The organism is Thermosynechococcus sp. NK55a (genome assembly GCF_000505665.1).
Classification (GTDB): Bacteria; Cyanobacteriota; Cyanobacteriia; order Thermosynechococcales; family Thermosynechococcaceae; genus Thermosynechococcus.
The window spans coordinates 863,070-888,991 of sequence record NC_023033.1; the positions used below are offsets into that span (position 1 = coordinate 863,070).

22 protein-coding genes are annotated in these 25,922 nt (G+C 55.5%); 16 read left to right on the plus strand and 6 right to left on the minus strand.

The window, feature by feature from the left end; all coding sequences use genetic code 11:
• Positions 1 to 130 precede the first annotated feature (130 nt).
• The 3 genes from NK55_RS04150 (at position 131) to NK55_RS04160 (ending at position 3,526) form a co-directional block, all read left to right on the plus strand.
• Positions 131 to 1,732: an iron uptake porin gene (locus tag NK55_RS04150; RefSeq protein ID WP_024124545.1), complete on the plus strand. Its 1,602-nt coding sequence runs from the start codon at positions 131 to 133 to the stop codon at positions 1,730 to 1,732.
• Between the two features lie 71 nt (positions 1,733 to 1,803).
• The gene (locus tag NK55_RS04155) at positions 1,804 to 2,544 is read left to right on the plus strand and encodes a DUF561 domain-containing protein (protein WP_024124546.1); all 741 of its coding nucleotides are present in this window, start codon (positions 1,804 to 1,806) and stop codon (positions 2,542 to 2,544) included.
• Positions 2,522 to 3,526, plus strand: coding sequence for an RsmB/NOP family class I SAM-dependent RNA methyltransferase (locus tag NK55_RS04160; RefSeq protein WP_225871783.1), 1,005 nt, complete (start codon positions 2,522 to 2,524; stop codon positions 3,524 to 3,526). The genes NK55_RS04155 and NK55_RS04160 overlap by 23 nt, the downstream gene beginning before the upstream one ends.
• Here NK55_RS04160 and NK55_RS04165 read toward each other — a convergent pair.
• Positions 3,448 to 4,557, minus strand: a complete 1,110-nt coding sequence (locus tag NK55_RS04165; protein WP_024124548.1) for a hypothetical protein — start codon at positions 4,555 to 4,557, stop codon at positions 3,448 to 3,450. The two genes, NK55_RS04160 and NK55_RS04165, sit on opposite strands and share 79 nt — an antisense overlap.
• 87 nt (positions 4,558 to 4,644) lie before the next feature.
• Here NK55_RS04165 and NK55_RS12885 point away from each other — a divergent pair, with 87 nt between their 5' ends.
• The 9 genes from NK55_RS12885 (at position 4,645) to NK55_RS04210 (ending at position 17,316) form a co-directional block, all read left to right on the plus strand.
• Positions 4,645 to 4,788, plus strand: a complete 144-nt coding sequence (locus NK55_RS12885) for a DUF3417 domain-containing protein (protein WP_225871784.1) — start codon at positions 4,645 to 4,647, stop codon at positions 4,786 to 4,788.
• A gap of 475 nt (positions 4,789 to 5,263) precedes the next feature.
• Positions 5,264 to 5,521, plus strand: coding sequence for a hypothetical protein (locus tag NK55_RS04175; RefSeq protein WP_051372780.1), 258 nt, complete (start codon positions 5,264 to 5,266; stop codon positions 5,519 to 5,521).
• 12 nt (positions 5,522 to 5,533) lie between these two features.
• Positions 5,534 to 8,149, plus strand: coding sequence for an ATP-binding cassette domain-containing protein (locus NK55_RS04180; protein ID WP_051372781.1), 2,616 nt, complete (start codon positions 5,534 to 5,536; stop codon positions 8,147 to 8,149).
• A gap of 126 nt (positions 8,150 to 8,275) precedes the next feature.
• Positions 8,276 to 10,462, plus strand: a complete 2,187-nt coding sequence (locus NK55_RS04185) for an amylo-alpha-1,6-glucosidase (RefSeq protein WP_024124550.1) — start codon at positions 8,276 to 8,278, stop codon at positions 10,460 to 10,462.
• Between the two features lie 78 nt (positions 10,463 to 10,540).
• Complete coding sequence (locus tag NK55_RS04190) at positions 10,541 to 13,258, plus strand: bifunctional acetate--CoA ligase family protein/GNAT family N-acetyltransferase (RefSeq protein ID WP_024124551.1); 2,718 nt, start codon at positions 10,541 to 10,543, stop codon at positions 13,256 to 13,258.
• A gap of 72 nt (positions 13,259 to 13,330) precedes the next feature.
• Positions 13,331 to 14,467, plus strand: a complete 1,137-nt coding sequence (locus NK55_RS04195) for a 5-(carboxyamino)imidazole ribonucleotide synthase (RefSeq protein ID WP_024124552.1) — start codon at positions 13,331 to 13,333, stop codon at positions 14,465 to 14,467.
• Positions 14,468 to 14,479: 12 nt separating this feature from the next.
• On the plus strand, positions 14,480 to 16,015 hold the full coding sequence (locus NK55_RS04200; RefSeq protein ID WP_024124553.1) for a hypothetical protein: 1,536 nt from the start codon (positions 14,480 to 14,482) through the stop codon (positions 16,013 to 16,015).
• A gap of 2 nt (positions 16,016 to 16,017) precedes the next feature.
• Positions 16,018 to 16,311: a DUF2103 domain-containing protein gene (locus NK55_RS04205; RefSeq protein ID WP_024124554.1), complete on the plus strand. Its 294-nt coding sequence runs from the start codon at positions 16,018 to 16,020 to the stop codon at positions 16,309 to 16,311.
• Positions 16,312 to 16,314: 3 nt separating this feature from the next.
• Positions 16,315 to 17,316, plus strand: coding sequence for an ABC transporter permease (locus tag NK55_RS04210; protein WP_024124555.1), 1,002 nt, complete (start codon positions 16,315 to 16,317; stop codon positions 17,314 to 17,316).
• A gap of 70 nt (positions 17,317 to 17,386) precedes the next feature.
• Here NK55_RS04210 and NK55_RS13105 read toward each other — a convergent pair whose 3' ends face one another.
• Positions 17,387 to 17,530 (minus strand): hypothetical protein, encoded by a 144-nt coding sequence (locus NK55_RS13105; protein ID WP_157869657.1) that lies wholly within the window; start codon positions 17,528 to 17,530, stop codon positions 17,387 to 17,389.
• Between the two features lie 54 nt (positions 17,531 to 17,584).
• On the opposite strand from NK55_RS13105, the gene NK55_RS04215 reads away from it, so the two are divergent.
• On the plus strand, positions 17,585 to 17,947 hold the full coding sequence (locus NK55_RS04215; RefSeq protein WP_024124556.1) for a single-stranded DNA-binding protein: 363 nt from the start codon (positions 17,585 to 17,587) through the stop codon (positions 17,945 to 17,947).
• A 54-nt stretch (positions 17,948 to 18,001) separates the two neighbouring features.
• A complete protein-coding gene (locus tag NK55_RS04220) occupies positions 18,002 to 20,236 on the plus strand; it encodes a transglycosylase domain-containing protein (protein WP_041429064.1) in 2,235 nt (744 codons plus the stop codon).
• Here the strand turns inward: NK55_RS04220 and NK55_RS04225 are convergent.
• On the minus strand, positions 20,233 to 21,303 hold the full coding sequence (locus NK55_RS04225) for an ABC transporter ATP-binding protein (RefSeq protein ID WP_024124558.1): 1,071 nt from the start codon (positions 21,301 to 21,303) through the stop codon (positions 20,233 to 20,235). The two genes, NK55_RS04220 and NK55_RS04225, sit on opposite strands and share 4 nt — an antisense overlap.
• 262 nt (positions 21,304 to 21,565) lie before the next feature.
• A complete protein-coding gene (locus NK55_RS04230) occupies positions 21,566 to 22,033 on the minus strand; it encodes a DUF4079 domain-containing protein (protein WP_024124559.1) in 468 nt (155 codons plus the stop codon).
• Positions 22,034 to 22,306: 273 nt separating this feature from the next.
• Between NK55_RS04230 and NK55_RS04235 the strand changes: the two genes are divergently transcribed.
• The gene (locus NK55_RS04235) at positions 22,307 to 23,239 is read left to right on the plus strand and encodes a DUF1517 domain-containing protein (RefSeq protein ID WP_024124560.1); all 933 of its coding nucleotides are present in this window, start codon (positions 22,307 to 22,309) and stop codon (positions 23,237 to 23,239) included.
• Between the two features lie 3 nt (positions 23,240 to 23,242).
• Here NK55_RS04235 and NK55_RS04240 read toward each other — a convergent pair whose 3' ends face one another.
• Together NK55_RS04240 and purC are read right to left on the minus strand one after the other, a co-directional pair.
• Entirely contained in the window at positions 23,243 to 24,226 is a 984-nt protein-coding gene (locus NK55_RS04240) for a glucokinase (protein ID WP_024124561.1), read from the minus strand.
• A 13-nt stretch (positions 24,227 to 24,239) separates the two neighbouring features.
• Entirely contained in the window at positions 24,240 to 24,971 is a 732-nt protein-coding gene (gene purC / locus NK55_RS04245) for a phosphoribosylaminoimidazolesuccinocarboxamide synthase (RefSeq protein WP_024124562.1), read from the minus strand.
• Positions 24,972 to 25,113: 142 nt separating this feature from the next.
• Between purC and NK55_RS04250 the strand changes: the two genes are divergently transcribed.
• Positions 25,114 to 25,920, plus strand: coding sequence for a helix-turn-helix domain-containing protein (locus NK55_RS04250; protein WP_024124563.1), 807 nt, complete (start codon positions 25,114 to 25,116; stop codon positions 25,918 to 25,920).
• Positions 25,921 to 25,922: the final 2 nt, after the last annotated feature.

Consider the following 25,922-nt stretch of genomic DNA (forward strand, 5'->3'; position numbering starts at 1 on the left):
ACCCCAATGCTAACTTGAGGCTGGCTTTGGTTGACAGGCTGAAAGAATTAGAATGATAATCATTAGCATTCTTATAGAGCCTTAGTGAATCCCCTAGGCAAGGTCTTGGTGTGAGGTTAGGAAGGCAAGTATGGCAAAATCCCTAGCAACGGCCATTGTCGGTGCCGTTGGCGTTAACGTTTTCTTTTTGAATTCCGCAGTTTTCGCCCAGAGGCCAAATCCGCTGTCGGCAAGTGCCAGCATGGGGCAAGTCACCTCTGTCTCGCAGCTTTCTGATGTGCGCCCCACTGACTGGGCCTATCAAGCCCTAGCCTCCCTTGTGGAAAAATATGGCTGTGTTGCCGGCTATCCCGATGGCACCTTTCGCGGCAGCCGCGCCCTGACGCGGTTTGAAATGGCGGCGGCATTGAATGCTTGCCTCGATGTGGTGAGCGATCGCTTTGCCAGTAAAGAAGATCTCGCTACACTGCAACGGCTCTCTCAGGAATTTGCTGCCGAATTAGCCACGCTTCGCGGGCGGGTAGATCAGCTTGAAGCGCGTACTGCCAACCTAGAAGCTCAGCAATTTTCCACAACTACCAAGTTATCCGTGGATGCCGTGATGGCCTTTCAAGCCGGTGGAAATACAGGCCAAGTAGTCGATCCCGTCACGGGGACTGGGTTCGCAGGGGGAAGCTACAACCCCACAGCGATCAGCCGTGTAGAACTGACCCTGAATACCAGTTTCCGCGGTGACGACTTGCTGACCACTACGCTGGAGGTGGGTAACAATGGCGTAGATACGTTTGGAGCAACGGGGATTGGTACCAACGGCCTCCTTGCCGGTGGTTCTGTAGATTATGGCGGTGTTGCAGCGGCTGCGAATCTATTTCGCCTTTTTTATACCTTCAAGCCCACGGCAGACCTGACAATCGGTATCGGCCCACAGTTTTACCCCAGCGATATTGTGGATACCAACAGCTACGCTAACAATTCATTCACGCATTTTAGTTCCAACTTTTTTATCAACAATCCTCTGATTGTTCCCTTTGCCGTAAATGATCCCGGAGGGGCAGGGGTGAGTATTGAATGGAACCCAGGAGGAGGGTTCTTTACCCTGCGCAGCGTCTATGTTGCCGCCACTGCCAACGCCCCCGGCGGTGTAGCCACAGGGGGGGGGCTGTTTGGGGATCCCTATCAGGGAACTGTGGAATTAGAGTTTGCGCGTGCCTTTGGGGCCAATGAACAAAACAATTTTGCTGTTCGCCTGCAATACACCAACGCCTCGACCTTGAACATTTCCCAAAATGCAGCTGGGATCAATGCCGAACTCTCCCTGGGCAAGTTTGGCCTCTTTGGGCGCTATGCCTACTCCGATATGAAGCTCTATGGGGATGGGGCCACCATTAATGGTCTAGGGCCCTTTGCCGTCGATCCGGGTGCCCTAATCATTCCTGCCGGTGGGCAAGTGAATACTACGGCGCACACATGGATGGTCGGCCTTGCTTACCGGGATTTGCTCACCGAGGGGTCACTATTGGCAGCGGCAGTGGGCCAGCCCTTTATTAATTCGCTGCCCTCAGCCCCGCAAGTTAATGATGCCACCCAAATGAACTATGAACTCTTTTTCCGCTATCCCCTGAGCGACCATATTTCAATTACACCGGTGTTTATGGCGGTAACCAATGCCCACAATCGGTCTGACAGCAGTCCCCTTTTTCAGGGGCTGATCCGCACCACGTTTAGCTTCTAGGGAAAGACCTACAGTTGTTGTGAAATGGGCGGTAGGATAAAAAAATGCACAATTATGGAACGCTTAAGTCTATGCTGCATCCGCGTTTGGCTGCTGCCTTTGAGCAGCGTTCGGCTCTCAAGATTATCAGTGGCCTGAATAACTTTGATCGCGATCGCGTGCGGGCGGTGGTGACCGCTGCCGATCAAGGGGGCGCCACCTTTGTGGATATGGCTGCCGATCCTGAACTGGTGCGCCTTGCAAAGGAACTGACGACGCTGCCAGTCTGTGTGTCGGCGGTGGAACCGTTGCAACTCCTACGGGCAGTGGCCGCTGGTGCCGATCTGGTGGAAATTGGCAACTATGATAGCTTCTATGCCCAAGGGCGAGTGTTCAGTGCTGAGGAAGTGCTGGCCTTGACGCGCCAAACCCGTGAGCTGCTGCCCCAGACTATGCTGTCGGTGACCGTGCCCCATACGCTGTCCTTGGATCAACAAGTTGCCCTGGCTGAGGCCTTGGTGGCCGCTGGTGCCGATGTCATTCAAACGGAGGGGGGGACGAGTAGCCAGCCCCACCACGGCGGCACCTTGGGTCTCATTGAAAAAGCAGCTCCCACATTGGCAGCCGCCTATGAAATTTCCCGTGCCGTTTCGGTGCCGGTGCTGTGTGCTTCGGGGCTTTCGACGGTGACGATTCCGCTGGCGATCGCCGCTGGGGCTGCGGGGGTTGGGGTTGGTTCTGCCGTCAACCAACTCAACAGTGAAGTGGCCATGGTGGCCAGTGTGCGTGCCCTTGCCGAAGCCGTCAAAGGTGCCATTGCCGTCCACCGCTAACCCTGTGGTCAACCCCTCTCGATTGGCGCTGGCCTGTGCGAATCGCCTTTTTGAGACGGCGGACAATCGGGAGCGGTTCCTCCAGGCGCTAATGACCCCCCCAGCTTATCCTGCCACTGTGCTTTGGTGTGGGGAGCCGGCTGCTGCGCTCCCTTTTGTGGCCTTACCGCCGCTGCCGTGGCAGCCCCCCTGGGTGAGCCGCTTTGTTGCCGGTAGTCCAACGGGTCAACACCCTCTCCATGCAGCCGGTGCTTATTATTGCTTGGATACCTCCTCGGTGTTTGCGGCGGTTCCCCTGCTCACCCTGCCCCAGGAGCCGTCCTTGGTGATAGATGTGTGTGCGGCGCCTGGCGGCAAGAGTCTCTTTGCGTGGCGATCGCTGCGCCCTCGCTACCTCATCTGCAATGAGACCATTGGCAAGCGGGTGGGGATGCTCATTGGCAATCTCAAGCGCTGTCGCGTGCATCCCGTAGGGGTCACTGCTTGGGATAGTGAAGTGCTGGCTGCTGAGTTCCAAGGCACTGCCGATGTGGTGATTGTGGATGCCCCCTGCTCTGGCCAATCCCTGCTGGCCAAGGGGCAAAAAGCCGATGGGTGCTTTCATCCACTGACGATTCGCCACAACCAACGGCGACAAAAACGGATTCTAGCGGCGGCAAGCGCCATTGTGCGCCCGGGGGGATGGCTGCTCTATAGCACCTGCACCTTTAGCCAAGATGAAAACGAGGATGTGGCGGCTTGGCTCATGGCAAAGTTTCCGCAGTTGCTTCCTCAACCGGTGCCGGCGCTGGCGGCCTATCAATCCCATTTAGCAACATTTCCTTGCTATCGACTATGGCCCCACCAAGGGGAAGGGGCGGGTGCCTTTACAATTCTCTGGCAACATCAGGGCAAGGGAGAATCTCATCCCTTCCCGGCATTGGGGGAACGTGGCGCCTTTGGCGATCGCTGGCGCTGGCACTCCAGTTCCCAACCGGCATAGGTGATGGCAGCAAAGGCATTTTGATCTAAGTACCGACTGAAAATGCGACTACTGGCGATCGCCGCCCGTCCCATTAATGTTGCTCCTAGAAGCTGCCCTTGGCGATTGATCACCACTTGCCCTAAACTCTGACCCTCGGGAGTCAACTGCTGAATCTCCCAGCATTGAATGGGTTCCCTAAGGTACTGCTGCGCTTGCCGCACATTCCAACCCACACGAGCAATGGGCACAGGTAAGGCAATCCACCACGGTTGACGGTAGTAGTCCAGGGTCATGGGCTTTCGCTGTAAAATCTGGCGGGCGATCGCAAAGGCTTCAAAGAATGTCAGGGAGGGCAAATGGTATCCCCGCTGCCAACCGCCACAGGCGTAGACTTGGGGATGACTCGTGCGCCCTTGGGGATTGATTCGCAACCACCCTTGCGCATCCCGCTGCAGGTGTTGCACATTCAAAGAGGTCGGATCAGGTGCTTTGCGCCTTCCCAGAAGTGGAACCCCCAAACCGAGACCACTTAGAGCAGCGTGCAGGCGATCGTTGAACCAGGCATCTTCCGTTGTTACAACCGGCAGCCCTTGTCCATTAGCATCAGAAGCTTTGCCAGACCAGTGGTGCCAACAGGCTCGCTCAATCCTGCTGAGGGCGTCCAGATCATGAAAATCCATTGCCGCCGGCGCATCAAGGAGCAAATAGCCTCGGGCATAGAGGCGATCGCCGCCCACCTGAAAATGACAGCGCGGCCGCCAAACAAATTCCCCCACCCCTGTGATCACATCTACCCCCACCAGTTCCAAGACCCTAGGGGCATAGCGCCGCTGTCCGTGGCGGAGGTGGGCTTGAAAGTGCTGCCAATGCTGAGCATCTAAGCTTAGGGGCGGAAACTGCGATAACCACCAGCGTTGCCACTGCCACTGCCACTGCTCATCAGGAGGTGGGATCACCAAGCCAATCCGCCCCAAAGGGGCACAGCGATAGGCAAGATCCAGCGCAAGGGGACTGGCCGCAACAATCAGCAAATCGTACTCAAAACGCATCGGAAATTAAGAGAAATTAAGATAGAAACGACAACACTGGCAGCGCCCATCCGCACGTTTAACGTTCGTCCCCACTGGCCACAACGTTTGGCACCCCTGTGGGAATTGGCCTACAACCTCTACTGGACGCGGCACGCAGCGGCAATCGCCCTCTTTCGCCGCCTCGACCCAGAACTGTGGGAGCAACAACCACAGCCCGATTTTGGGATGCATTGCCCAGATCCCCACTGAGAACCGCTTTTGGGCATAGAGGGAGCGGGTAATCAACCAATTTCAAGAATATGCCCAGCCTGTGCAGACGTGGTACCAGCAAACCCGCACCAATGCGCCCCGGCGATTGTATTGCCTATTTTTCCCTTGAATTTAGCCCCACGGAGTGCCTGCCAATCTATTCGGGGGGCTTGGGATCACCTCAAATCCGCCAGCGACCTAGGACTCCCCTTGGTGGCGGTGGGGTTGCTCTATCAAAAAGGCTATTTTTATTGATTTTTATACCCTGGCCCTGAAGCTGATCACGACTTCCCAAGGCCAAGAACTCCGCATTCGCGTGGATTACTCCAATCGGGAAGTGCAAGCACCGATCTGGCAAATCTAAGTGGGGCAGCTTTCCTTCTATTCACTGGACACAAACTTGCTAGAAATGCTAAGAAACAGTCCCTACGATCAGCCGACAAGGCGATCTACAGCGAAAGTGGCACACCTACAGATGGCCGATCAAGGCCTCTTTCAAAAACTCTTTATGGCAGTAGGGGCGGCACAGTGGGAGGAAAACAGTGATCTGGCAGAGCGCGCGGATGCTTTTGTAGCACACTTTGGCCGCCTTCAAGATACCCTAGGGAGTAAGCTCTTGCCCGCTTCTCTGAGGGTCTTTGCCCAACCAGTGGCGACTTTCTTGGAAAACCTTGACGATGCTGAGCGGCTCGGCTTTCTGCCCGATGCAGGGGCTGGGTTTACAATCCAGTAACTGCACAGTCAAATGGTTCATGACTACATTCGAGATCCAGCCGTTTTAGTCCCTAGTTTGCAGGCCGCCCATGAGTTTGTTCCTGTCCTGATTGAAACGGCTGCTCGGTTTTGCTCAGGCATCAAACACGCATCAAACAAGCATCCCCTTTCTCAATGGCCTATGCGATCGCCCCCGCCAAAAACGGTTGTTGATCTACCCACCGTCACCCTTACCCTCGAAAGTCAAGGGAAAACGCTGACCTATTCCCTGACCCAACCAGAGCATCGCTTGGGGCGCGATCACCAGTGGGCGGATTTGGTGGTGCCCGATGATCCACTGTGGTCAGTGATTTCCGGCCGCCATGCCGTTTTTAAGCAACAGGGGGCAACCTACTACCTCTGGGATGGAGATGGCAATCAACGCCACAGCACCAATGGCACCTTCTACAACCGACGCCGCATCGGCATTGAAGAGGGCTTTGCCCTCGGGGAAACCCTACGCCTAGAAATTGGCCAAGACCCAAAAAACAAAGTGCAATTGCTGGTCCAGATCCAGTTTGCGGGAACCGCCAGTCCACCACCCTTACCGCAGCAGCGCCGCCTTGTCCTCAAAACCCTCAAGGAATGGCCGCTGACTTTAGGGCGCCAAGCGAGCAACAGCTATCAGCATTGGCAACTGGATGCCCCCACGGTGTCCTTGCGCCACGCCAGCATTGATCGCACCAGTGCGGGTCTCTACGTTCTGAGGGATTTGGGCAGCAGCAACGGCACCTATGTCAACGCCAAACTCCTAAAAGGTCCCTACACGCTGCGCAACGGTGATCAGATTCGCATTGGGCCTTTTGTCCTTCTCTACCGCCATGAGACCTTAGAAATTACGGATCAGGGCAGTCATCTTCGCATTGATGCTTGGGGATTGGAACGACGGGTAAAAACACCAGCGGGCGATCGCTCCCTCTTACAAGGGGTTTCCTTTGTGGCGGAGCCGAGACAACTTGTGGGTATTGTCGGTGGCAGTGGTACGGGGAAATCCACCCTCTTAAAAGTGTTGATGGGGCTAGATCCACCTCAGGAAGGACAGGTGCTGCTCAATGGTTTGAATTTGCATCGCCATCTTGGCACCTACCGCCACCAAATTGGTTATGTACCCCAAGATGATATTGTCCATGCCCGCCTCACAGTGGCCGAAGTCCTGAATTATGCGGCGCAACTGCGCTTACCGGCGGATACCGATGCCCAAAACCGCAGGGCAGCAATTGAGCGAGTGCTTGAACAGGTGCAGTTAAGGGGTACGGAACATCAACTGGTGGCCAGCCTCAGTGGCGGTCAGCGCAAGCGGGTGAGTATTGCCGTTGAGCTATTGGCCAATCCCAAGCTCTTTTTCCTTGACGAACCCACCTCGGGTCTAGATCCCGGGCTAGACTTTTTGCTGATGCAGTTGCTGCGGCAATTGGCAGATCAAGAACGCACAATTGTTTTGGTTACCCACGCCACGAGCCATGTGTATCTGTGCGATCGCCTACTCGTTCTTGGTCCCGGGGGGCGTCTTTGCTATTTTGGCCCGGCCGATGAGGCTCGTCAATTCTTTAGTCCAACGGGCGATCGCCCCCTGAATTCTGTGGCTGAAATTTATGCCCTCCTGACTCCCGAAAATAGTGCTGCATGGAGTCAAAAATTTCGCCAATCTGCCCATTATGAACGCTACCTTGCCAGCCACCTCAGTATCGGGTCCCACTACGAGAGTACCAGTGTTCTGGGGGCGGAGAGTCGTCCCAATGCCGAACCCCCACCGCAGCAGCCGGCACCGCCTCACCTCTACCAATGGCGGGTATTGTGCCAACGCCAGTGGCAACTCCTCTGGCGCGATCGCCTCAGCCTTGTCTTAAATTTGATCAGTGTCCCTATTGCCCTGCTGCTCACCCGCTTTGCCAGCGATCGCTCCCCCTTTGGGCCCCAAGATCCCCCCAGTCTGCTGCAAGCGGCTCAAACCCTGCGCATTCTCTTTGTCTTTACCTGTGCCTGTCTTTGGGTGGGACTCTCGGGCTGGGCGCAAGCCTTGATCACAGAGGTGGCCATCTACCGCCGCGAACGCCTTGCCAATCTCAGTCTCTGGGCCTACATGGCAGCCAAACTCACCCTTGGCAAGGGCATGGCCTTGGCACAAACGCTGCTCATTACCCTGGTGGGACTGTTGGCCTTTGGTCTGCCAAAGGGTGCCCTCCTCCCTTGGCCCCTAGGGTTTGGCATCACCACCTTCCTGACGCTCGTGGCGAGTCTCTGTTTGGGTCTTTTGATCTCGGCGGCCGTGCACAACAGCGATCAAGCAAGCAAGATTTTACCGCCGTTGCTCCTGCCGCAAATTATCTTTGCCGGCGTCCTCTTTAAGCTCACGGGCGTTGCAACGGCTCTCTCTTGGCTGACAATTGGCCGTTGGACCATGGGTGCCTATGGTACCTTGATTGACGTGAATGGTATGGTACCGCCACCCCTCGATTTTGGCCTCTTTGAACCACCGCCCCAGCCCTTTGATCCGACGCCTGTCTATGCCCCCACTTGGGATAATCTGCTGCTGAATTGGGGAATGCTGATTCTCCACAGCCTCATTTACACGGGTGTGGCCACGTATCTGCAAAGCCGCAAAGGCTAACACCGCCTGTGCAAACTGCTGCTGTACCTTCCGCATATTTACCTATTGCGATGTCCCCCATCGTAAAGGACGATCTAGTCAATTAGCTAAAATTTTTCCATCTCAAGTGAGACCGCTGCTGCACCCATGGAGACTGATGTTGTTTCCCTGTACGGGCGCGACTACATTCCCATTGTTGCTCCGCCCCTGCCGGCCACCAAAATTCAAACCCACCCTAAAACCGTTCCCGTTCTCAAGGATGATGATGTGCTGCTCATCTGTGATGAGTTGGGCAATATCTGCAATGATGAACAGCAAACGGCGATTACGGGGCTGTTTTGCCAGGATACCCGCTTCCTGAGTCAAGCGGAGTTGCGGGTGGGGGGCGATCGCCCAGTGCTGCTGAGTTTTCACTGTACGGGTAGCCACGCCCTCAAGGTAGTGTGTACCAACCCCAAACAACCCGATGTGCCAGCGGAAGCGTTGGCGATCGAGCGCTTCCTAGTGGTACGGGGCGCCCTCTTTGAAACGCTTCTGATTACCAACCACCAAGTACAGCCGGCAGTGGTGGATATTCAACTTACCTTTGCAGCAGACTTTCAGGATTTATTTGAAATTCGCCAATACGGTGGTGGTCGCCCACAGCGGGGACAGACGTTGCAACCCGTCGGTTGTGAATTACGCCACACCAAGGGACGCGCCGATCTCTGCTTCGCCTATCAAGGTCTGGATGGGGCCCTGATGGAGACCCAAGTTCAGTTTTTGGGCACTCCCCCCGACCGTCTTGATGACACCACAGCCACATGGCACCTTAAGCTCGAACCCCAAGGCTACCACCGTATTCACTATTGCGTCCGTCCCTTTACCAATGGGGCACCTACGGCACAGGTAGCAGTGCCTTCCTCCCTAGCGGCTGCGGATCAAGCGGCTCGACAGGAACGGCAACAATGGTGGTCAGACTGTACAGAAATCGTCACCTCGAATCCGCAGTGGAATCGCATCCTGCGGCGGGGGATGGCGGATCTCTATATGCTGTTGCAGTCCTTTGGCCATGGCAAGGTTTTGACTGCGGGTATTCCGTGGTTTGCGACGCTCTTTGGTCGCGACTCCATTATTTCAGCCATGCAAACGCTGATCCTCAATCCGGCGATCGCCCGTGATACGCTGCGCACCCTTGCCCACTACCAAGGCAGGGAGGTCTGTCCTGAGCGCGATGAGCAACCGGGGAAAATTCTCCACGAGCTGCGCTTTGGCGAAATGGCACGCAACCGCGAAATCCCCCATACCCCCTACTACGGCACAGTGGATGCCACCCCCCTCTGGCTAATGCTCTACAGCGACTACTATGCGTGGACAGGCGATCGCGCCACCTTAGCGCAGCTATGGCCCCATGCCCTTGCTGCCATGGCTTGGATTGATCAACAGATGGCTGCCACAGGCTACCTCAGCTACAATCGCCAAGCCGGAAAGGGGATTGACAACCAGGGCTGGAAGGACTCCGGTAACTGCATTGTCAACCGCTGCGGCGAACTTGCCCAGGGCCCCATTGCCCTCTGTGAAGTCCAAGGCTATGTCTATGCTGCCAAAACTCGCCTCAGTGTCATTGCTCACGCCCTGGGCTATGGCGAGTGGGGCGATCGCTGGCAGCGGGAGGCCACCGACCTCAAAGCACGCTTTAACCGCGACTTTTGGCTGGAATCCGACGGATTCTATGCCCTTGCCCTCGACGGTGACGGTCGGCCGGTGGATAGCCTCACTTCCAATGCTGGCCAATGTCTGATGACAGGGATTTGTGACCCCGAGAAAGCCCAACGGGTGGGGCAACGTCTGCGGCTCCCGGATCTGTTCAATGGTTGGGGGATTCGTACCCTGAGCAGCACCTCCCCAGCCTACAATCCCATTGGCTACCACTTGGGGTCAGTGTGGCCCCACGATACCAGCCTGATTGCCTTTGGCCTGCGGGCAATTGGCGATAGTGACTTTGCCCTGACGCTTGTGGATACCCTTTTTGATATGACCTGTCGGCAGCCGGATTTGCGTCCCCCAGAACTGTTCTGTGGCTTCGATCGCCAGACCTATCCCCAGCCCGTACAGTACCCAGTGGCCTGCTCCCCCCAAGCCTGGGCAACCGCCAGCCTCTTCCAGTTCATCCAGATCATGGTTTGGCCACTTGTGGATGCCCCCCAAGGCAAATTCTTGCTCCACCAGCCCCTGTTGCCCGCCAGTATTGAGGAACTCCACATTCGTAATCTACGCCTTGGCAACAGTCGCTTTGAGCTGCGGCTCTGGCGCACGGGGGCAAATGGCTGTGACTGGGAACTCCACACCGCGTAACAAAGCGTAACTTGGGGCGATCGCCCTCGCTAAAGTAGAGGTGGCTCAGTTCCCACCTTTTGTAGCACCAGTAACCGCATGACCCGAACCACGACCTACGACATTTGGCGCGCCGGTCATCAGCCCCTGCGTCCCCTCTTTGCCCCCAAAAGTGTGGCTGTCATCGGTGCCAGCGAAAAAGAAGGCAGTGTTGGCCGCACCCTGCTGTGGAATTTGATTCAAAGCCCCTTCGGCGGCACCGTCTTTCCCGTTAACCCGCACCGCAGTTCTGTGTTGGGCATCAAGGCCTATGCCAGTGTGACGGCTATCCCAGAGGCGGTTGATCTCGCAGTCATTGCCACCCCTGCGGCTACAGTGCCAGCGGTGGTTGCCGAGTGTGCCGCAGCAAGCGTCAAAGGAGCCATTATTGTTTCAGCGGGGTTTCGCGAAGTAGGGGCAGCGGGACTGGCTCTTGAGGAGGAGATTTTAACCATTGCCCGTCAGGCACGGATGCGCATTATTGGCCCCAATTGTTTAGGGGTGATGTGTCCGCCCACGGGTTTGAATGCCACCTTTGCTGCCAAAATGGCGCGATCGGGGCATGTTGGCTTTCTCAGTCAAAGTGGCGCCCTGTGTACCTCAATTTTGGACTGGAGTTTGCAGGAGAATGTCGGCTTTAGTGCCTTCGTCTCCATTGGCACGATGCTGGATGTGGGCTGGGGTGACCTCATCTACTACCTAGGCGATGATCCGCAAACCCGCTGCATTGTTATCTATATGGAATCTTTGGGGGATGCGCGATCCTTCCTCTCAGCAGCGCGGGAAGTGGCCTATATCAAGCCCATTATTGTCATCAAAGCCGGACGGACTGCTGCCGCTGCCCAGGCCGCTGCTTCCCATACAGGGGCATTGATGGGATCCGATGCAGTGGTGGATGCAGCACTAGAACGCTGTGGGGTGCTGCGGGTGGAAACCATTGAAGATTTGTTTGACATGGCAGAGGTTTTGGACAAGCAATCGCGTCCCAAAGGCCCCCATCTGACGATTCTCACCAATGCTGGCGGCCCGGGGGTCTTGGCTACTGATGCTCTGATTCGTGCAGGTGGCAAACTGAGTTCTCTCTCCGCGGATACCCTACAGGCACTGAATCAAGTGCTCCCCCCCGCTTGGAGCCACGGCAACCCCGTGGATATTTTGGGGGATGCAACCGCCGATCGCTACCTCAAGGCACTGCAACACTGTGAAACGGATGCCAACAGTGATGGCCTACTGGTGGTCCTCACTCCCCAAGCCATGACGGATCCCTTGGCGATCGCCCAAGATCTTGCCACCTATGCCCAAAACCGTCCCAGTGGTGCCAAGCCGATTCTGGCCAGTTGGATGGGGGGCAACACAGTGAAACCAGGGGAAGCCATTCTCAACCAAGCGGGCATTCCCACCTATGGCTATGCCGACACCGCTGCCCGCATCTTTAGCTATATGTGGCGCTATAGCGACCACTTGCAGGCACTGTACCAAACGCCCGCTTTGCCCTTGACCACTACCCCCCCGAATCGAGAGTCTGTAAGTCAACTGTTTGAGCAAGTGCGCAGCGAGGGACGTACCCTGTTAACGGAGTGGGAAGCCAAGGCTGTTCTTGCTGCCTATGGCCTGCCAGTGGTGGAAACCTGTATTGCCCGCAGTGAAGCAGAGGCAGTGGCTGCTGCCGATCGCCTCGGGTATCCCGTGGTTCTCAAGCTCTATTCACCAACAATTACCCACAAAACCGATGTTGGGGGTGTCGCCCTCAATCTTCCCGATGCTGCTGCCGTCATCACTGCCTACCAACAAATTGAGAAAAATGTCACCACTGCTGCGGGAGCGAGTCATTTTGCTGGCGTCACTGTGCAGCCAATGATTCCCTGGAAAGGGTTTGAGCTCATTGTGGGCAGTTCCACCGATGCTCAATTTGGTCCAGTGATTCTCTTTGGCACAGGCGGACAGTTGGTGGAAGTTTTGGAGGATACAGCGATCGCCCTGCCCCCCTTGAACACCACCCTAGCGCGGCGCCTCATTCAGCAAACCAAAATCTCCCGTGCTTTTGCCGGCGTGCGGGGCTGGCCAGCCCTTAACCTTGCCCTGCTTGAGGATCTGCTCGTACGCTTTAGCCTACTGGTGGTGGAGCAACCGTGGATCAAAGAAATTGACATCAATCCCCTGCTGGTGGCACCCCCCGATCGCCTACTGGTCTTAGATGCTCGCCTTGTGCTCCACCAGCAGGAAAGCATGTTTGTTGAGCCTGCAATTCGTCCCTATCCCAGCCAATACGTCAGTCCGTGGCAGTTGCGCGATGGTACCCCAGTGCTGATTCGCCCCATTCGGCCAGAGGACGAACCCTTGATGCGCCAGTACCACGCCACCCTCTCGGAGCAGAGCGTCTATTTGCGCTATTTCCACCTGATGAAGTTATCGCAGCGGGTTGCCCACGATCGCCTGGTGCGCATCTGTTTTGTGGACTACGATCGCGAAATGGCCCTTGTGGCGGAACACCAAGGGGCCGCAGGTCCTGAAATTATTGGCGTTGGCCGCCTTAGCAAGGATCACTTTAGTCCCACGGCGGAGTTTTCGCTGTTGATTAGCGATCGCTGGCAGCGGCAAGGCCTGGGGACGGAATTGCTGCAGCGCTTGATTCAAATTGGCCGCGATGAAGAGCTGAGGGCAATCCACGCCTATGTTCTCAAGGACAACGAGGGGATGATCCGTATTTGCCGCAAACTCAACTTTGAATTGACTGCCGGCGATGATCCCAGTGTTTGGTTTGTGCAGCTCACTCTCTAGGAGTGGCCGTGAGGGACCATTGACGTAGGACAATAGTTGCCGTTGAGTCTATTGCGGAAATTGTCGGACATCGTGGATAAAATAACGCGGGTTGGTGTCATTGGTGGGGGCCAGTTGGCTTGGATGCTGGCACTGGCGGCCAAGGAGATGGGACTTTCCCTATGGGTACAAACGCCTGCAGCAACGGATCCCGCCGTTGCGGTTGCCGATGGCGTGTGCTATGGGGCAATCACCGATGGGGCGACCACAGCCCGACTGGCTGAGCACGTTGATGTGATTACCTTTGAGAATGAGTTTGTTGATCTGGAGGAACTCCAGCACTTTGAGCAGCGGGGGGTTTGTTTTTATCCCCGCTTGGCCACTTTAGCTCCTCTCCTGAACAAATACCAGCAGCGGTGCTTTTTACAGGCCCTGGGGATTCCTGTACCAGAGTTCGCCTATTTGGGCGATCGCCCCCCCAGCCTTCCCTGTGTGATTAAAGCCTGTCGCCATGGCTACGACGGCCAAGGGACGTTTGTCATTACCGATCAGCAGGCCTGGCAGCAGTTTCAGCAACACTGGCCAGAAATTCCACCCCAAGGGTTTTTGGTGGAAGCCTTTGTGCCCTATGTCAAAGAACTGGCGATCATGGCAGCGCGATCGCCCCAAGGGGAGATTGCCCTTTATCCGGTGGTGGAAACGCAGCAGGTGGCTGCCATCTGTCGCTGGGTGATGGCTCCTGCCCCCATTCCCCCCCAAGTCAGTGAGCAAATTCAGCAGATCGCCCGCCAAATCCTGACGGCGCTTGATGGCGTGGGTATCTTTGGCCTTGAGTTTTTCCTCACAGCCACGGGGGAAGTACTGGTGAATGAAATTGCCCCCCGCACCCACAATTCCGGACACTACACCATTGATGCCTGTGTCACGAGTCAATTTCAGCAGCACTTGCGCGCCATTAGTGGCCAGCCCTTGGGCAGTCCTGACATGCGGGTAACCGCCGCCGTCATGGTCAATCTCCTGGGCTTAGCCGAACCGCAGGTTGACTATGGGGCAAAATGTGAGGCCTTGGCGGCTCTCCCCCACGCGCACCTTCACTGGTATGGTAAAAGTCAAACCTATGCGGGTCGCAAGTTGGGGCATATCACAGTTCTTTTGGAAGACCCAGGGGCAGCAATGCCAATCATCGAGCAAATCGAAGACATCTGGTATAGTACGCCTGTTGTTGTGTGATTGTTCCTGCTGATGCGTTTTCACTCCTTTCCTCAGCCCCTTGATCGGGCTGCTTTGAGTGTGCTCCTTGTGGCGCTGGTCCTGACCCTTTTGCTGTTATGGGGGGGCGATCGCACCCAAGCCGAAGTGCGGGACTTTTCATGGCAAAACCGCGATGTGGGAGCAAGCGATCGCGCCTTTATTCTTTCCTTTAATCGGCTGATGGATTGGTCCTCGGTGGCAACCCATCTCAAGATTGAGCCACCCCTTGAGGGTAAGGCCAGTTGGTCAGGGCGCCGTTTTGCCTACACGCTGACGCAGCCGCTGCCCTACGGTCAAACCTTCAAAGTCTCCTTAGAGGATGCCGTTTCTGTGCCCCAAGGGAAACCGATCAAACCCTTTCAGGGGCAGTTTCGCAGCCGCGATCGCGTCCTGGTCTATCTTGGCTCTGGTGCCGAAGAGGGTCGCCTCATCCTCTATAACCTGACGCTGCAACAAAAGATATTCCTCACTCCCCCCAATCTGCGGGTGTTTGATTTTCAGCCCTATCCCGCCGGCGATCGCATTCTCTTTAGCGCAGGGGAGCGGGGCGAGCAAATGGGCTTTGATCCTCAACTGTACACCGTCACCACCGGGCTATACTTCAATGCCCCCGATACCCCCCGCCGTCAAGCCCGTCCTGCAGGCGAAATTTCCCTAATTCTCGATAACAGCGAGTACCAAAATCTGCGCTTTCAGTTGGCCAATGACGGCAGCAAAATTGTGGTGCAGCGGGTGAATCGTCTCCAGCCTGCGGATAGCTCCCTGTGGCTCCTCGATGAAAATTTTCAGCCCCGCCGCCTCAACCAAGCCGCCGCCGGTGATTTTCGCATTGCTCCCGACAACCAGCATTTAATCATTGCCCAAGGGCAGGGATTGGCCATTGTGCCCCTAGAAGCCACCAATGATGAGAGTAACTTTGACTTTTTGCCCCAGTATGGCATGGTGCTAGATTTTAGCCGCGATGGGCGACAAGTGGCCACAGTGAAGTTTAACCCCAACTTCTCGCGATCGCTCTACGTGGTAGACATTTTTGGCGAGCATAGGGAGTTGCTGACCATCAACGGCTCAATCATTGCCGGTCAATTTGACCCCAGCGGTCAATTTCTCTATGTCATTCTCACCCGCATCGAAGGGGAAGGCAATTACCGCGAAGTTCCCTATCTTGCGCTCCTTGATCTGAATACTAAGGAACTGTTCAAGCTCAAGGATTTTGACCCGCAGCAGGAGCTATATCTGAGCTTGGCCCCCGATGGCCGTACATTGGCCGTTGACTCCGTTGAGGGACGCGAAATTCCCGCTGAGGTGGATAATAGCGATCTGTACAGCGAAACTGCGCCAGTCAACCCCCGCCCCAGGGATCTGGTAGAACTGCCCACTGCCCCCCAAGGATTACCCCCGCCACCGCATCAACTGCCTGCCCAACGGCATCAAATTTGGCTTCTCCCCCTAAAATTAGATCAAGATAAAATCGTCGTTGGGATGCCAGAACCTTTGGCACCCGGCTTGCAAGCACGGTGGTTACCTTAACAATGGCAGCAACAACGGGTCGGGTTGTCCTCAATCACTCTACGCACATTGAAGGCTTGATTCCCGTCTTGGAAAAATTAGCCAAAGTGGCGGGGATTAGGACACTGACCCCCGGTGTCATTGCCCCTGTCAAAGGTAAATCCCCCCATCTGCATCTACGGGTTTCGGTGCCCATCAAAGGCGGGTTTAAGGTGATTGCCCGCCGCGGCAAAACCGTGCAGGAAGTCTTTGTTGTCACCCAGCTCAGTGAAGCTGAATTGAAAGCAGCCATTGATGCTGTGCTGGCCTCTAAATAAGCCATGCTCAAATCCATTGGCCAAGGCCTTGGGAATGAAACGAGCCGCCTGATTTTGCGGCGCCTGGGGGAGGCCCTGATCACGCTGCTATTGGCCTCGGCGTTGAGCTTTGCGATTATGCAACTGGCACCGGGGAACTATCTCGACAATCTCAAGGCAGATCCGCAGATTTCTTTGGAACGTTTGCAGGAGCTGGAGCAGCAATTTGGTCTCGACAAGTCACCTGTAGAGCAATACTTTCGCTGGCTGTGGCAGATTATTCGCTACGGCAACTTTGGGACAAGTTTTGTTTATCAGCGATCGGTGGCCTCCCTATTGTGGGAGCGAGTACCCGCCACCCTCCTGCTCTCCTTAAGTTCGATTCTGCTGACCTGGGGCTTAGCCATTCCCTTAGGAATTTGGGCAGCGGTAACCCAGGATCGTTGGAGCGATCGCCTGCTGCGGGTCGTGAGCTACATTGGCCAAGGGTTTCCTAGCTTCATTACCGCCCTCTTGCTGCTCTTTCTTGCCCAAAGTACCCCCTTGTTTCCAGTGGGGGGGATGACCAGCCTGTTTTACGATGATCTTCCCTGGTGGGGCAAAATCCTTGACATTGGCTGGCACCTCATTTTGCCGAGTGTGGCGCTCACCCTCACGAGCTTTGCCGGCCTGCAGCGACTCATGCGGGGAAATTTACTGGATGTGCTGCGCCAAAACTACATCCAAACCGCCCGCGCCAAGGGACTGCCAGAATCACGGGTAATTTATGTCCATGCCCTGCGCAATGCCGTGAACCCCCTGATCACGCTCTTGGGGTTTGAATTTGCCAACCTCCTCAGTGGTGCCTTTATTGCCGAGTTTTTCTTTAACTGGCCGGGTCTTGGTCGCCTGATTTTACAAGCAGTGACGGCTCAAGATATTTATGTGGTCATGGCCAGTCTGATGATGGGGGCAGTGATGCTGATTGTCGGCAACCTACTTGCAGATTTACTCCTCAAGTGGGCTGACCCACGGATTAGGCAGTAGCCACCCCTGCCCCAGAGATTAAACACCCTCAAGGCAGCAGTAGACCCACTCAAGGCCCAATGCCGTTGATCTAGAGGATGCGGTTGGGGGTATCCTCTTTTTCTACTTGGCAGAAGTAGCTTAAATGGAAGCTGCTGAGGAACCCAACACCACTGGTGAGGTGCACCACCGCTTGCTTTTCCTCCGAGACGTGGAGTGAATGGAGACTTATCATGACAAAGCTGAAGTTTGCAATAATGGGGCAAAGAGCAATCTGAGGCAGTCAGCTATGAGTCTAAACCTGGTTCATCTAGTGGGTCATGTGGGTGGTGATCCGGAGGTGCGCTATTTTGAGTCGGGGAGCGTGAAGTGTCGGCTGACGTTGGCAGTGAATCGCCCCACCAAGGATGATCAACCCGATTGGTTTAACTTGGAAATTTGGGGCAAAACGGCTCAGGTGGCTGCTGACTATGTGCGCAAAGGCACGCTCCTGGGCATTAAGGGCAGTCTGAAGTTCGATCGCTGGCAAGACCGCAACACGGGTGCCGATCGCTCCTCACCGGTGATTTTGGTTGAGCGCATGGACATCCTCAGTTCCAAGCGGGACAGCGACCCCAGTGCTGTGCCAGCCGGCTACGTTCCAGAAATCTAGGAATCATAATCCGTTACCAGTACGTGCCGTCACACCGTCCCTGGCGTTGCTACCATGCCTAATCCTGCTCGAGATCTTTGGCAGTCGGTGACCCAAACCGTCACGCAAGCGGTGCAGACGGTTCACTCTCGCTTTGATTGGCAACAGGTCTCCCTGCGGGAAAATGCCCGCACCCCTGAACTATGGGTGGAGTACCGCGGTCAACGGCAAGTCTTTCCCTTAGTTGGCGATCGCTACATTCTTGGCCGCAGTCAGAGTCGCGCTGACATTGTGATTGACGCAGAGATTGTCAGCGGTACCCATGCCCGCCTAAAACGGCTCACTCCCACAGGCGTCTTTCAAATCCAAGACCTAGATTCCACCAATGGCGTCTATCGCAAACGGCAGCGCCTACAAACCAGTGAATTGCACCACGGCGATGTCGTTACCTTAGGCCCCCCAGAAGTCAAAGGCGCCGTTACCCTCCGCTTCCACAATCCACCCCCCCCTTGGGTTCGTGTTCTCACCTACAGCATTTGGGGGGCGATCGGCATCAGTGGCCTTGTAATGGGATTACTTGCTGCCGAAGCGAGCAAAGTGGCGGTGCGTCCCCTGCCCCCCCTTGAGCAAGGCCCGATTATTCTCCTCGATCGCCAAGGGGAACTGATCAATCCAGTGGAAGATCACCCCCACCGTGAACTTAAAGCTCTCAATGATTTTTCCCCCTACTTGGTTCATGGGGTTCTGGCCTCTGAGGATGTTCGCTACTATTGGCACTTTGGGGTAGATCCCATAGGCATGGCGCGGGCAATTGTCACCAATCTACTCACGCGCCAAACCCGCGAAGGGGCCAGTACTCTCTGCCAGCAACTAGCACGGACCCTTTTTCGCTCCCAAGTCGGTACGGAGGACAGTTTAGGCCGCAAATGGCGAGAAATGGCGGTTGCGCTGAAGTTGGAATTTTTCTACAGCAAAGATGATTTGCTTTTGGCCTACCTCAACCGTGTCTATTTGGGCATGGGAAATCGTGGCTTTGAGGATGCGGCTCAATTCTACTTTGATAAGCCCGCCAAAGACCTGACGCTGAATGAGGCGGCTACGCTGGTGGGGATTCTGCCTGCCCCCAACCGTTTTAATCCTGTGCGCGACTACGATGCGGCGGTAGATTACCGCAATCGGGTCATTTTGCGCATGGTGCAGCAGGGCTACATCAGCAAAGAAGAGGGCGATCGCGCCCGGCGCTCCCGGATTGAAATTAGCCCCAAGGCGCAGAAATTCTTCAGTGCCCAACGCTTTCCCTACTACACGGACCATGTCTATCAGGAGCTTGCCCAACTCCTTGGGGATGAACTGGCTCAAGAGGGCAACCTGATTGTCGAAACTGGCCTAGACCCCCGCTGGCAAGAACTGGCCGAAACCAGTCTGCGCAATTTCATCCGTACCACAGGCAGCGCCTATGGGGTGCAGCAAGGGGCCTTAATCACCCTCCAGCCCAGCAGTGGTCTCATTCGTGCCCTTGTGGGGGGTGTGGACTACCAAAAAAGCCAGTTTAATCGTGCCACCCTTGCTCTACGCCAGCCCGGTTCGACCTTCAAGGTGTTTGTCTATGCCGAAGCACTCATAAAAGGACACACAGCCGGCGAAACCTTTTCCTGTGCACCCGTTTTCTGGCAGGGACAACAATTCGAGGGGTGTCGTGGCGGTGGTGGCACTATGGATCTGGCCACGGGTTTGGCGCTTTCTGAAAATCCCATTGCCTTACGCCTTGCCCAAGCCGTTGGTTTAGAAGCCATTATCCGCTTGGCCAGAGCGATGGGAATTACGACACCACTGCAAGCTGTGCCCGGCCTTGTCCTTGGTCAAAGTGAGGTAACCCTTCTGGAAATGAGTGGGGCCTTTGCCGTGCTCGCCAATGGGGGGCAGCGGATTCCGCCCCATGCCATTCTCACGGTTCGCGATGGCGGCGATTGCCGCCAACGCAATGACTGGCAAACCTGTCGCCTCATTTATGCGGCCAAGGAGGAAACGCCCCAACGAGTCCTGGATCTCGCGATCGCTAACGAAATGACCACCCTCTTGAGTGCGGTTGTCAGTCGCGGCACTGGGCGTGCGGCCGCCATTGGTCGCCCTGTTGCTGGCAAAACCGGCACGACAAATGATGGCCGCGATCTCTGGTTTATTGGTTACGTGCCCACCGCCGATATCCTCACTGGTATTTGGCTCGGCAATGATGACAATAGCCCTACCCAAGGCAGTAGTGGGCTGGCGGCTGCCCTTTGGGGTGAGTATATGGGACGTGCCCCAGATTAGTTTTCCTTCGGGAAAAAGCGCACCGCTTCAGCCGCCACGTTCACAGCAGTACCAATGGGAATATCCACAGCAAGGGGCTGGCGGGCATGGAGTTCTTGGCCGGAGGGCAGTTGAATACAGTAGCGATACTCGCGACCGAGAAACTGGCGATCGCGAATCACAAAGCAACTACTGGCTTCAGGGTCTGGCTGTAGCTGGAGATCTTCTTCGCGAATCATCACTTCCCCTTCCCCCTTCGCCAAAGCTGCCAAAAGAGGAAACGTGCCAACATCGGTGCGCACCTGAGCCCCTTCGGCATAGGCAGGCAAAAAGTTGGCTTGGGTAATAAACCCGGCCACAAATCGTGAGGCAGGGCAGCGATAGATGTCTTCAGGGGTACCCACCTGCTCAATTTTGCCCTGGCGCATCACCGCCAAGCGATCCGCCAGACTCAGAGCCTCTTCCCGATCGTGGGTAACAAAAATGGCCGTCGTCCCAGTTCCCTTGAGGATCCGGCGCAATTCCTCCCGCAGTTGTAGCCGCACCTGGGCATCAAGATTACTCAGGGGTTCATCGAGGAGAATCACGGCTGGCTGGGGGGCGATCGCCCGGGCTAAGGCCACTCGCTGCTGCTGTCCCCCAGACAGTTCATGGGGATAGCGCTTTTGCATTCCCTCTAGGTGCACCAGGGCCAAGACTGCTGCTACTCGCTCCTGAATTTGCGGCTTACTAAGGCGTTGTTGTTGCAAACCAAAGGCAATATTCTCAGCCACCGTTAGATGGGGAAACAGGGCAAAATCCTGAAAAACCATGCCCAAGGACCGCTGTTCTGGCGGTATAAACACATTTGCCCCTACGACACAGCGATCGCCCACCCTAATTTCCCCAGCATCTGGCGTATCCAGACCGGCAATTAAGCGCAGTAACGTTGTCTTGCCACAACCCGAGGGCCCCAATAGGCCCAGAATTTCCCCCTCCTGGACAGAGAGGCTGAGATCGCGAATTGCCGGAAAACGCTCAAAAGACTTGTGTAAATGGGCAACCTGGACAGCCGTTTTCAACATTGGCATCAGGGAAAGTGTAGTCATGAGCACCCAGAAAGTGAACTGTCTGCAATGCAGCCCCTTGGCCAGAGAAGGCCCCCAAAGGGGTGAGCCAGTGCTGGCAACAAGTTATTTCCTTGAGGTATGCCCTACCTCAGCCAAGGGCACTAAGGGAAATCAAAGCACCCCCACTGCATTGGGAATTATTTGCAGTAATCAGCGCTGCTCCTAATTTTGGCACAAAAGTGCTCACCTGTTGCAGAATTTTGGCAATTGCCACAGTCCCTTTTCAGGTTGCCGTTTCCCCCTAGCTGGCATTGAGAATGCGCTGCACAATTTGCAGACCCGTCACCGCTTGCCAACCAAAAAGGACCACCAAAAACAGATTTAGGGTCATGTGCAAGGCACGAGCCACCTCACTGCCCTTTTGCATAAAAGGGGTTAAGCTCGCAGAAATCGCAACCAATGCTGTCATTGCTAGCCCCACAATCAAGTGCGGCCCGACAAAGAGCTTGCCATTATTGATGTAGGTGACCGCCATCCCGCCAATCGTCCCCATGACCATCAAGGCCAATAGGATGGCACCCACTTGGTGGTGCTTGACATTCACCTTGGCTTGGATCAGGGCTTTCTTTTCCTCACCGCTGAGGGTGCGCAGGCGACGGGTTTGAATCCCTAAATACATGGCGTAGAGCGTGAGCGCAAAAAGAATCCACATCAGTACCGGGTGGGCAAAGGTGATCACCGGCTTAAGAGGCGCAGGAATCTCAATCATTGTTTTCGTGAACAGAACTCGGCAGGCAAAGCATTCATCGAAAGTTTGCTTCTCATATCGTAATACAGGCCCTTTCTAAAATATGGCCTACACAAATGCCTACACAAATAGGGATAAACGCCTCTCGAATTTTGACCGCTGCCAGCGTGTCCCATCTATGGGAAAAGGGCCTTAGGGTTTGATTGGACCTCACCATCTGTTCTATGGATAACAAAACGTTAGACTTAGAGCAGGACATCTCCTTCGGTGTGTCAATCCTTGGGAACACAATTTATGATGAAAACTTTTTGGCAACGTCTCAAATCTATTGCAGCAATTGTGGCAGTGGGGGTATTAATTGCCCATCTTGTCCTTGACAGTGGTACTGCATGGGCAGCCCGCAGTGGTGGACGTGTCGGAGGTGGCTCCTTTAGTCGTCCGGCGCCCACCCGTTCCTACCGTGCCCCCCGCAGTGACTACGGGTATGCTCAGCCCGTTCCAGTCTATGGCGGTGGTTTTGGCTTTCCCTTCTTGATTCCCTTTTTTGGTTTTGGCGGTGGTTTTGGCGGCCTATTCACGATCATCATGATCGGTGTGCTTGCCAATATTTTTATCTCCACCTTCCGCAACTTCCGCAACAGTGGCGATGACTCAGAAATCTACCAAGACAACCCCGTCGTCTCACTGCATACGCTGCACGTGGGACTTCTCGCCCAAGCTCGCGAACTCCAAGAAGAACTGAACCAACTGGCGCTCACCGCCGATACCCAAAGTCCCGAAGGTCTGACCAAAGTGCTTCAAGAGGCCACCCTTGCCCTGCTGCGCCATCCCCAATACTGGGTCTATGCCCACACCAGCAGCCAAGAAACGAAACTACTGCAAGCGGAAACAGCCTTTAACCAACTGGCGCTTGCGGAGCGCAGCAAACTCAGTGCTGAAACTCTTTCCAACTACCGCCGTGAGATTAAGCAGACAGCGATCGCCCCTGTGGTGAGCAATGATGTGGGGGAATACATTGTCGTGACCTTGGTAGTGGCTGCCACTGGACGCTTGAAATTGCCCGCAGTCAGTAATGACCTAGAACTGCGGCAAGCACTGCAACAGTTGGGCGGCATTGGTAGCGATCGCCTACTGGCCGTTGAAGTTCTGTGGCAACCCCAAGCCATTGGCGATACCCTTACTGCCGATGAACTGCTAGTGGCCTATCCACAACTGCAGCACCTCTAAGCCCTAGACCCCCTGAGCAGCTAAATGTACTGCGCCCCGTAATCCCACCTCAGGATTGATGATCACAGCAACGTACAACTGCTCCATCAGGGGGCGAAACCGTCCCTTATTCACAAACCCTTGGAGAAAGGTGCCATCGGCCATTTTTGCCAGAATTTTGGGGGCAATCCCCCCAGCAATGAGTACTCCGCCTAGGGGTAAACTTTTGAGGGCAAGGTTGCCCGCCTCTGCCCCATAGGCATCCACAAACATCCGCAAGGCTTCCGCACACAGGGGATCCCCCTGCAGGCCGTATTGACTCACCACGGCGGCGCGCTCCTCTCCTCTTGCCATTGCTGCTGCGACCACTGGTGACTCGGCAGCAAAGTTGACACTCTTGAGATAGTCGTAAATGGCTACCAGTCCTGGGCCAGAGACCACCCGCTCTACGGAGACCCGCTCATAGGTTTGCCAGAGATAGCGCAATAGGCCCATTTCCTGTTCATTGCGCGGTGGAAAGTCGGTGTGACCGCCCTCAAGGGGCATGACTTGGTAGCGATCGCCCTGCCAAATGAGCAGTGCTTCCCCCAAGCCAGTACCAGCTCCCAATAGGGCAATAGGCGCTTGGGGACGCCGCGGCCGCTCCTGAAGGACAACAAAATCCGTCGGCGGCAGTACCAATGCCCCATAGGCCACGGCTGCAAAATCATTCAGCAGCGTCACGCAAGGAATCTGCAATGCCGTCTCTAACTCGGCAGCACTGACCCGCCAGCCCAAATTGGTCACCTGAGCCACTTGATCAATTACTGGGCCTGGAATCCCCAGACAAACCCGCTGGGGATGGGCAGGACTCTCCTTGAGAAAGGTTTGCAAAAGGGCTGTCAAGTCAGGGAAATCGCGGCTAGTGTATTTCGCCCTGTGGAGCAACTGCCCATCACTGCCCACCACCTCCCATAACTCCACAAGGGTTTTTGTGCCGCCAACATCGGCGCCGAGCACAACGGTCATTCCCCACCCCTTGCTAACTCACGCTATGGGCTAACACGCGCTGCATCACGAGGGCATAGGCATCTTCAATGGCCCCCAAATCTTGACGAAAACGATCTTTGTCAAGAATACGCTTCTCAGGATCGCTTTCATCCCGATTCCAGAGGCGGCAACTGTCGGGACTAATTTCATCCGCCAAGAGAATCTCACCCGTCGGACGGCGGCCAAACTCTAGCTTAAAGTCCACTAGGGTAATGCCACACTCGGCAAAAAAGTGACTGAGATAGGTATTGACTGCCAAGGCCATTTGCCGGATCTGGGTGACCTCCTCAGCCGTTGCAACCTGTAATAAACGCAGGCGATCTGGGGTCAGCAGTGGGTCGCCGAGATCGTCATTTTTGAGGTAAAACTCCACCAATGGGGGATTGAGTTGTAATCCCAAAGGCAATCCCGTCTGCCGACAGAGGCTTCCCGCCGCCTGGTTGCGCACCACTACCTCAAGAGGAATCATCTCTAGCCGCCGAATGTGCATCTTGTTTGGCGCGACTTGGGCAATAAAATGGTTGGTGATGCCCTGAGCCGCCAAATACTGAAACAAATGGCTGGCGATCGTGCAGTTCATCACTCCCTTGTTTTGGATTGAGCCACGCTTCTGAGCATTAAAGGCAGTGGCATCATCCTTGAACTCCGCCAGCAAGATGTCTGGATCTGCTGTGGCATAAATAACCTTTGCCTTGCCTTCGTACAAGGGAGAAAACTGAGTCATAAAAATAAGGTGTGTCTAAAAGCCAGATCTAGCCTAGCAAAGGCAGTCCCCCAATCCGCAGCAGCTTGCTATAGGATAATCCCAATGGCTAACCCCCCCCTTCGGCAAATTGGCATAGACTGACGGCAGGAGATAGATAGCGATGCCTCACCTCAGTGATCAACAGGCAGAAAAAGTGGCAGAAATTGGTGCCTTCCTCCACGACAAGCGACTCGAACTGGGTCTGAGCCTTGAGGAGTTGGCGGCCAAAACGTTGGTGCGCCAGTCAATTCTTGCAGCCATTGAAAATGGCAGTCTCGAGGAGTTGCCCGAACCCGTCTATATTCAAGGATTTATTCGCCGCTTTGCCGATGCCCTTGGTCTTGACGGCAAAACTATTGCCGCCAACTTTCCAACGGCCACTGACCCTGTGGAGCGCTCTGATAAGCCCAGTGTTCGCAACGGCGGACTCGGTTGGCAGCTGCGCCCAATCCACCTTTACCTGACGTACTTTGCCCTTGTGGCAGCAGCAGTGGCTGGGTTAGCCTATCTCTTTCGTCCTCAAGCCCAAAGCATTACTGATCTACCCCCCGCACCTACACCTACCCTGTCCCCAAGCCCCACACCTACCCCCACAGCAGCGGCAACGCCGACGCCCAGTGCCACTACCCCTGAAATGGTTAAGGTCAAGTTGTCCCTCTCCGATGTCTCATGGCTAGAGGTGGAAGCCGATGGTCAAGTCGTCTATGCCGGTATTTTGAAGTCGGGAACAGAGCGCAGTTGGGAAGCCAAGGAACGTTTAATCGTCCGTGCGGGCAATGCTGGTGCTGTCAAGGTGAGTGTCAATAATGGCCCATCCCAGCCCATGGGAGGGCTCGGAGAAGTTACAGAAAAAGAATTTCTTGCTAGTCAGGCCACTTCCGAGACCACTACCACGTCAACAGCACCTGAGCGTGCCGTCTCAAACTAGGT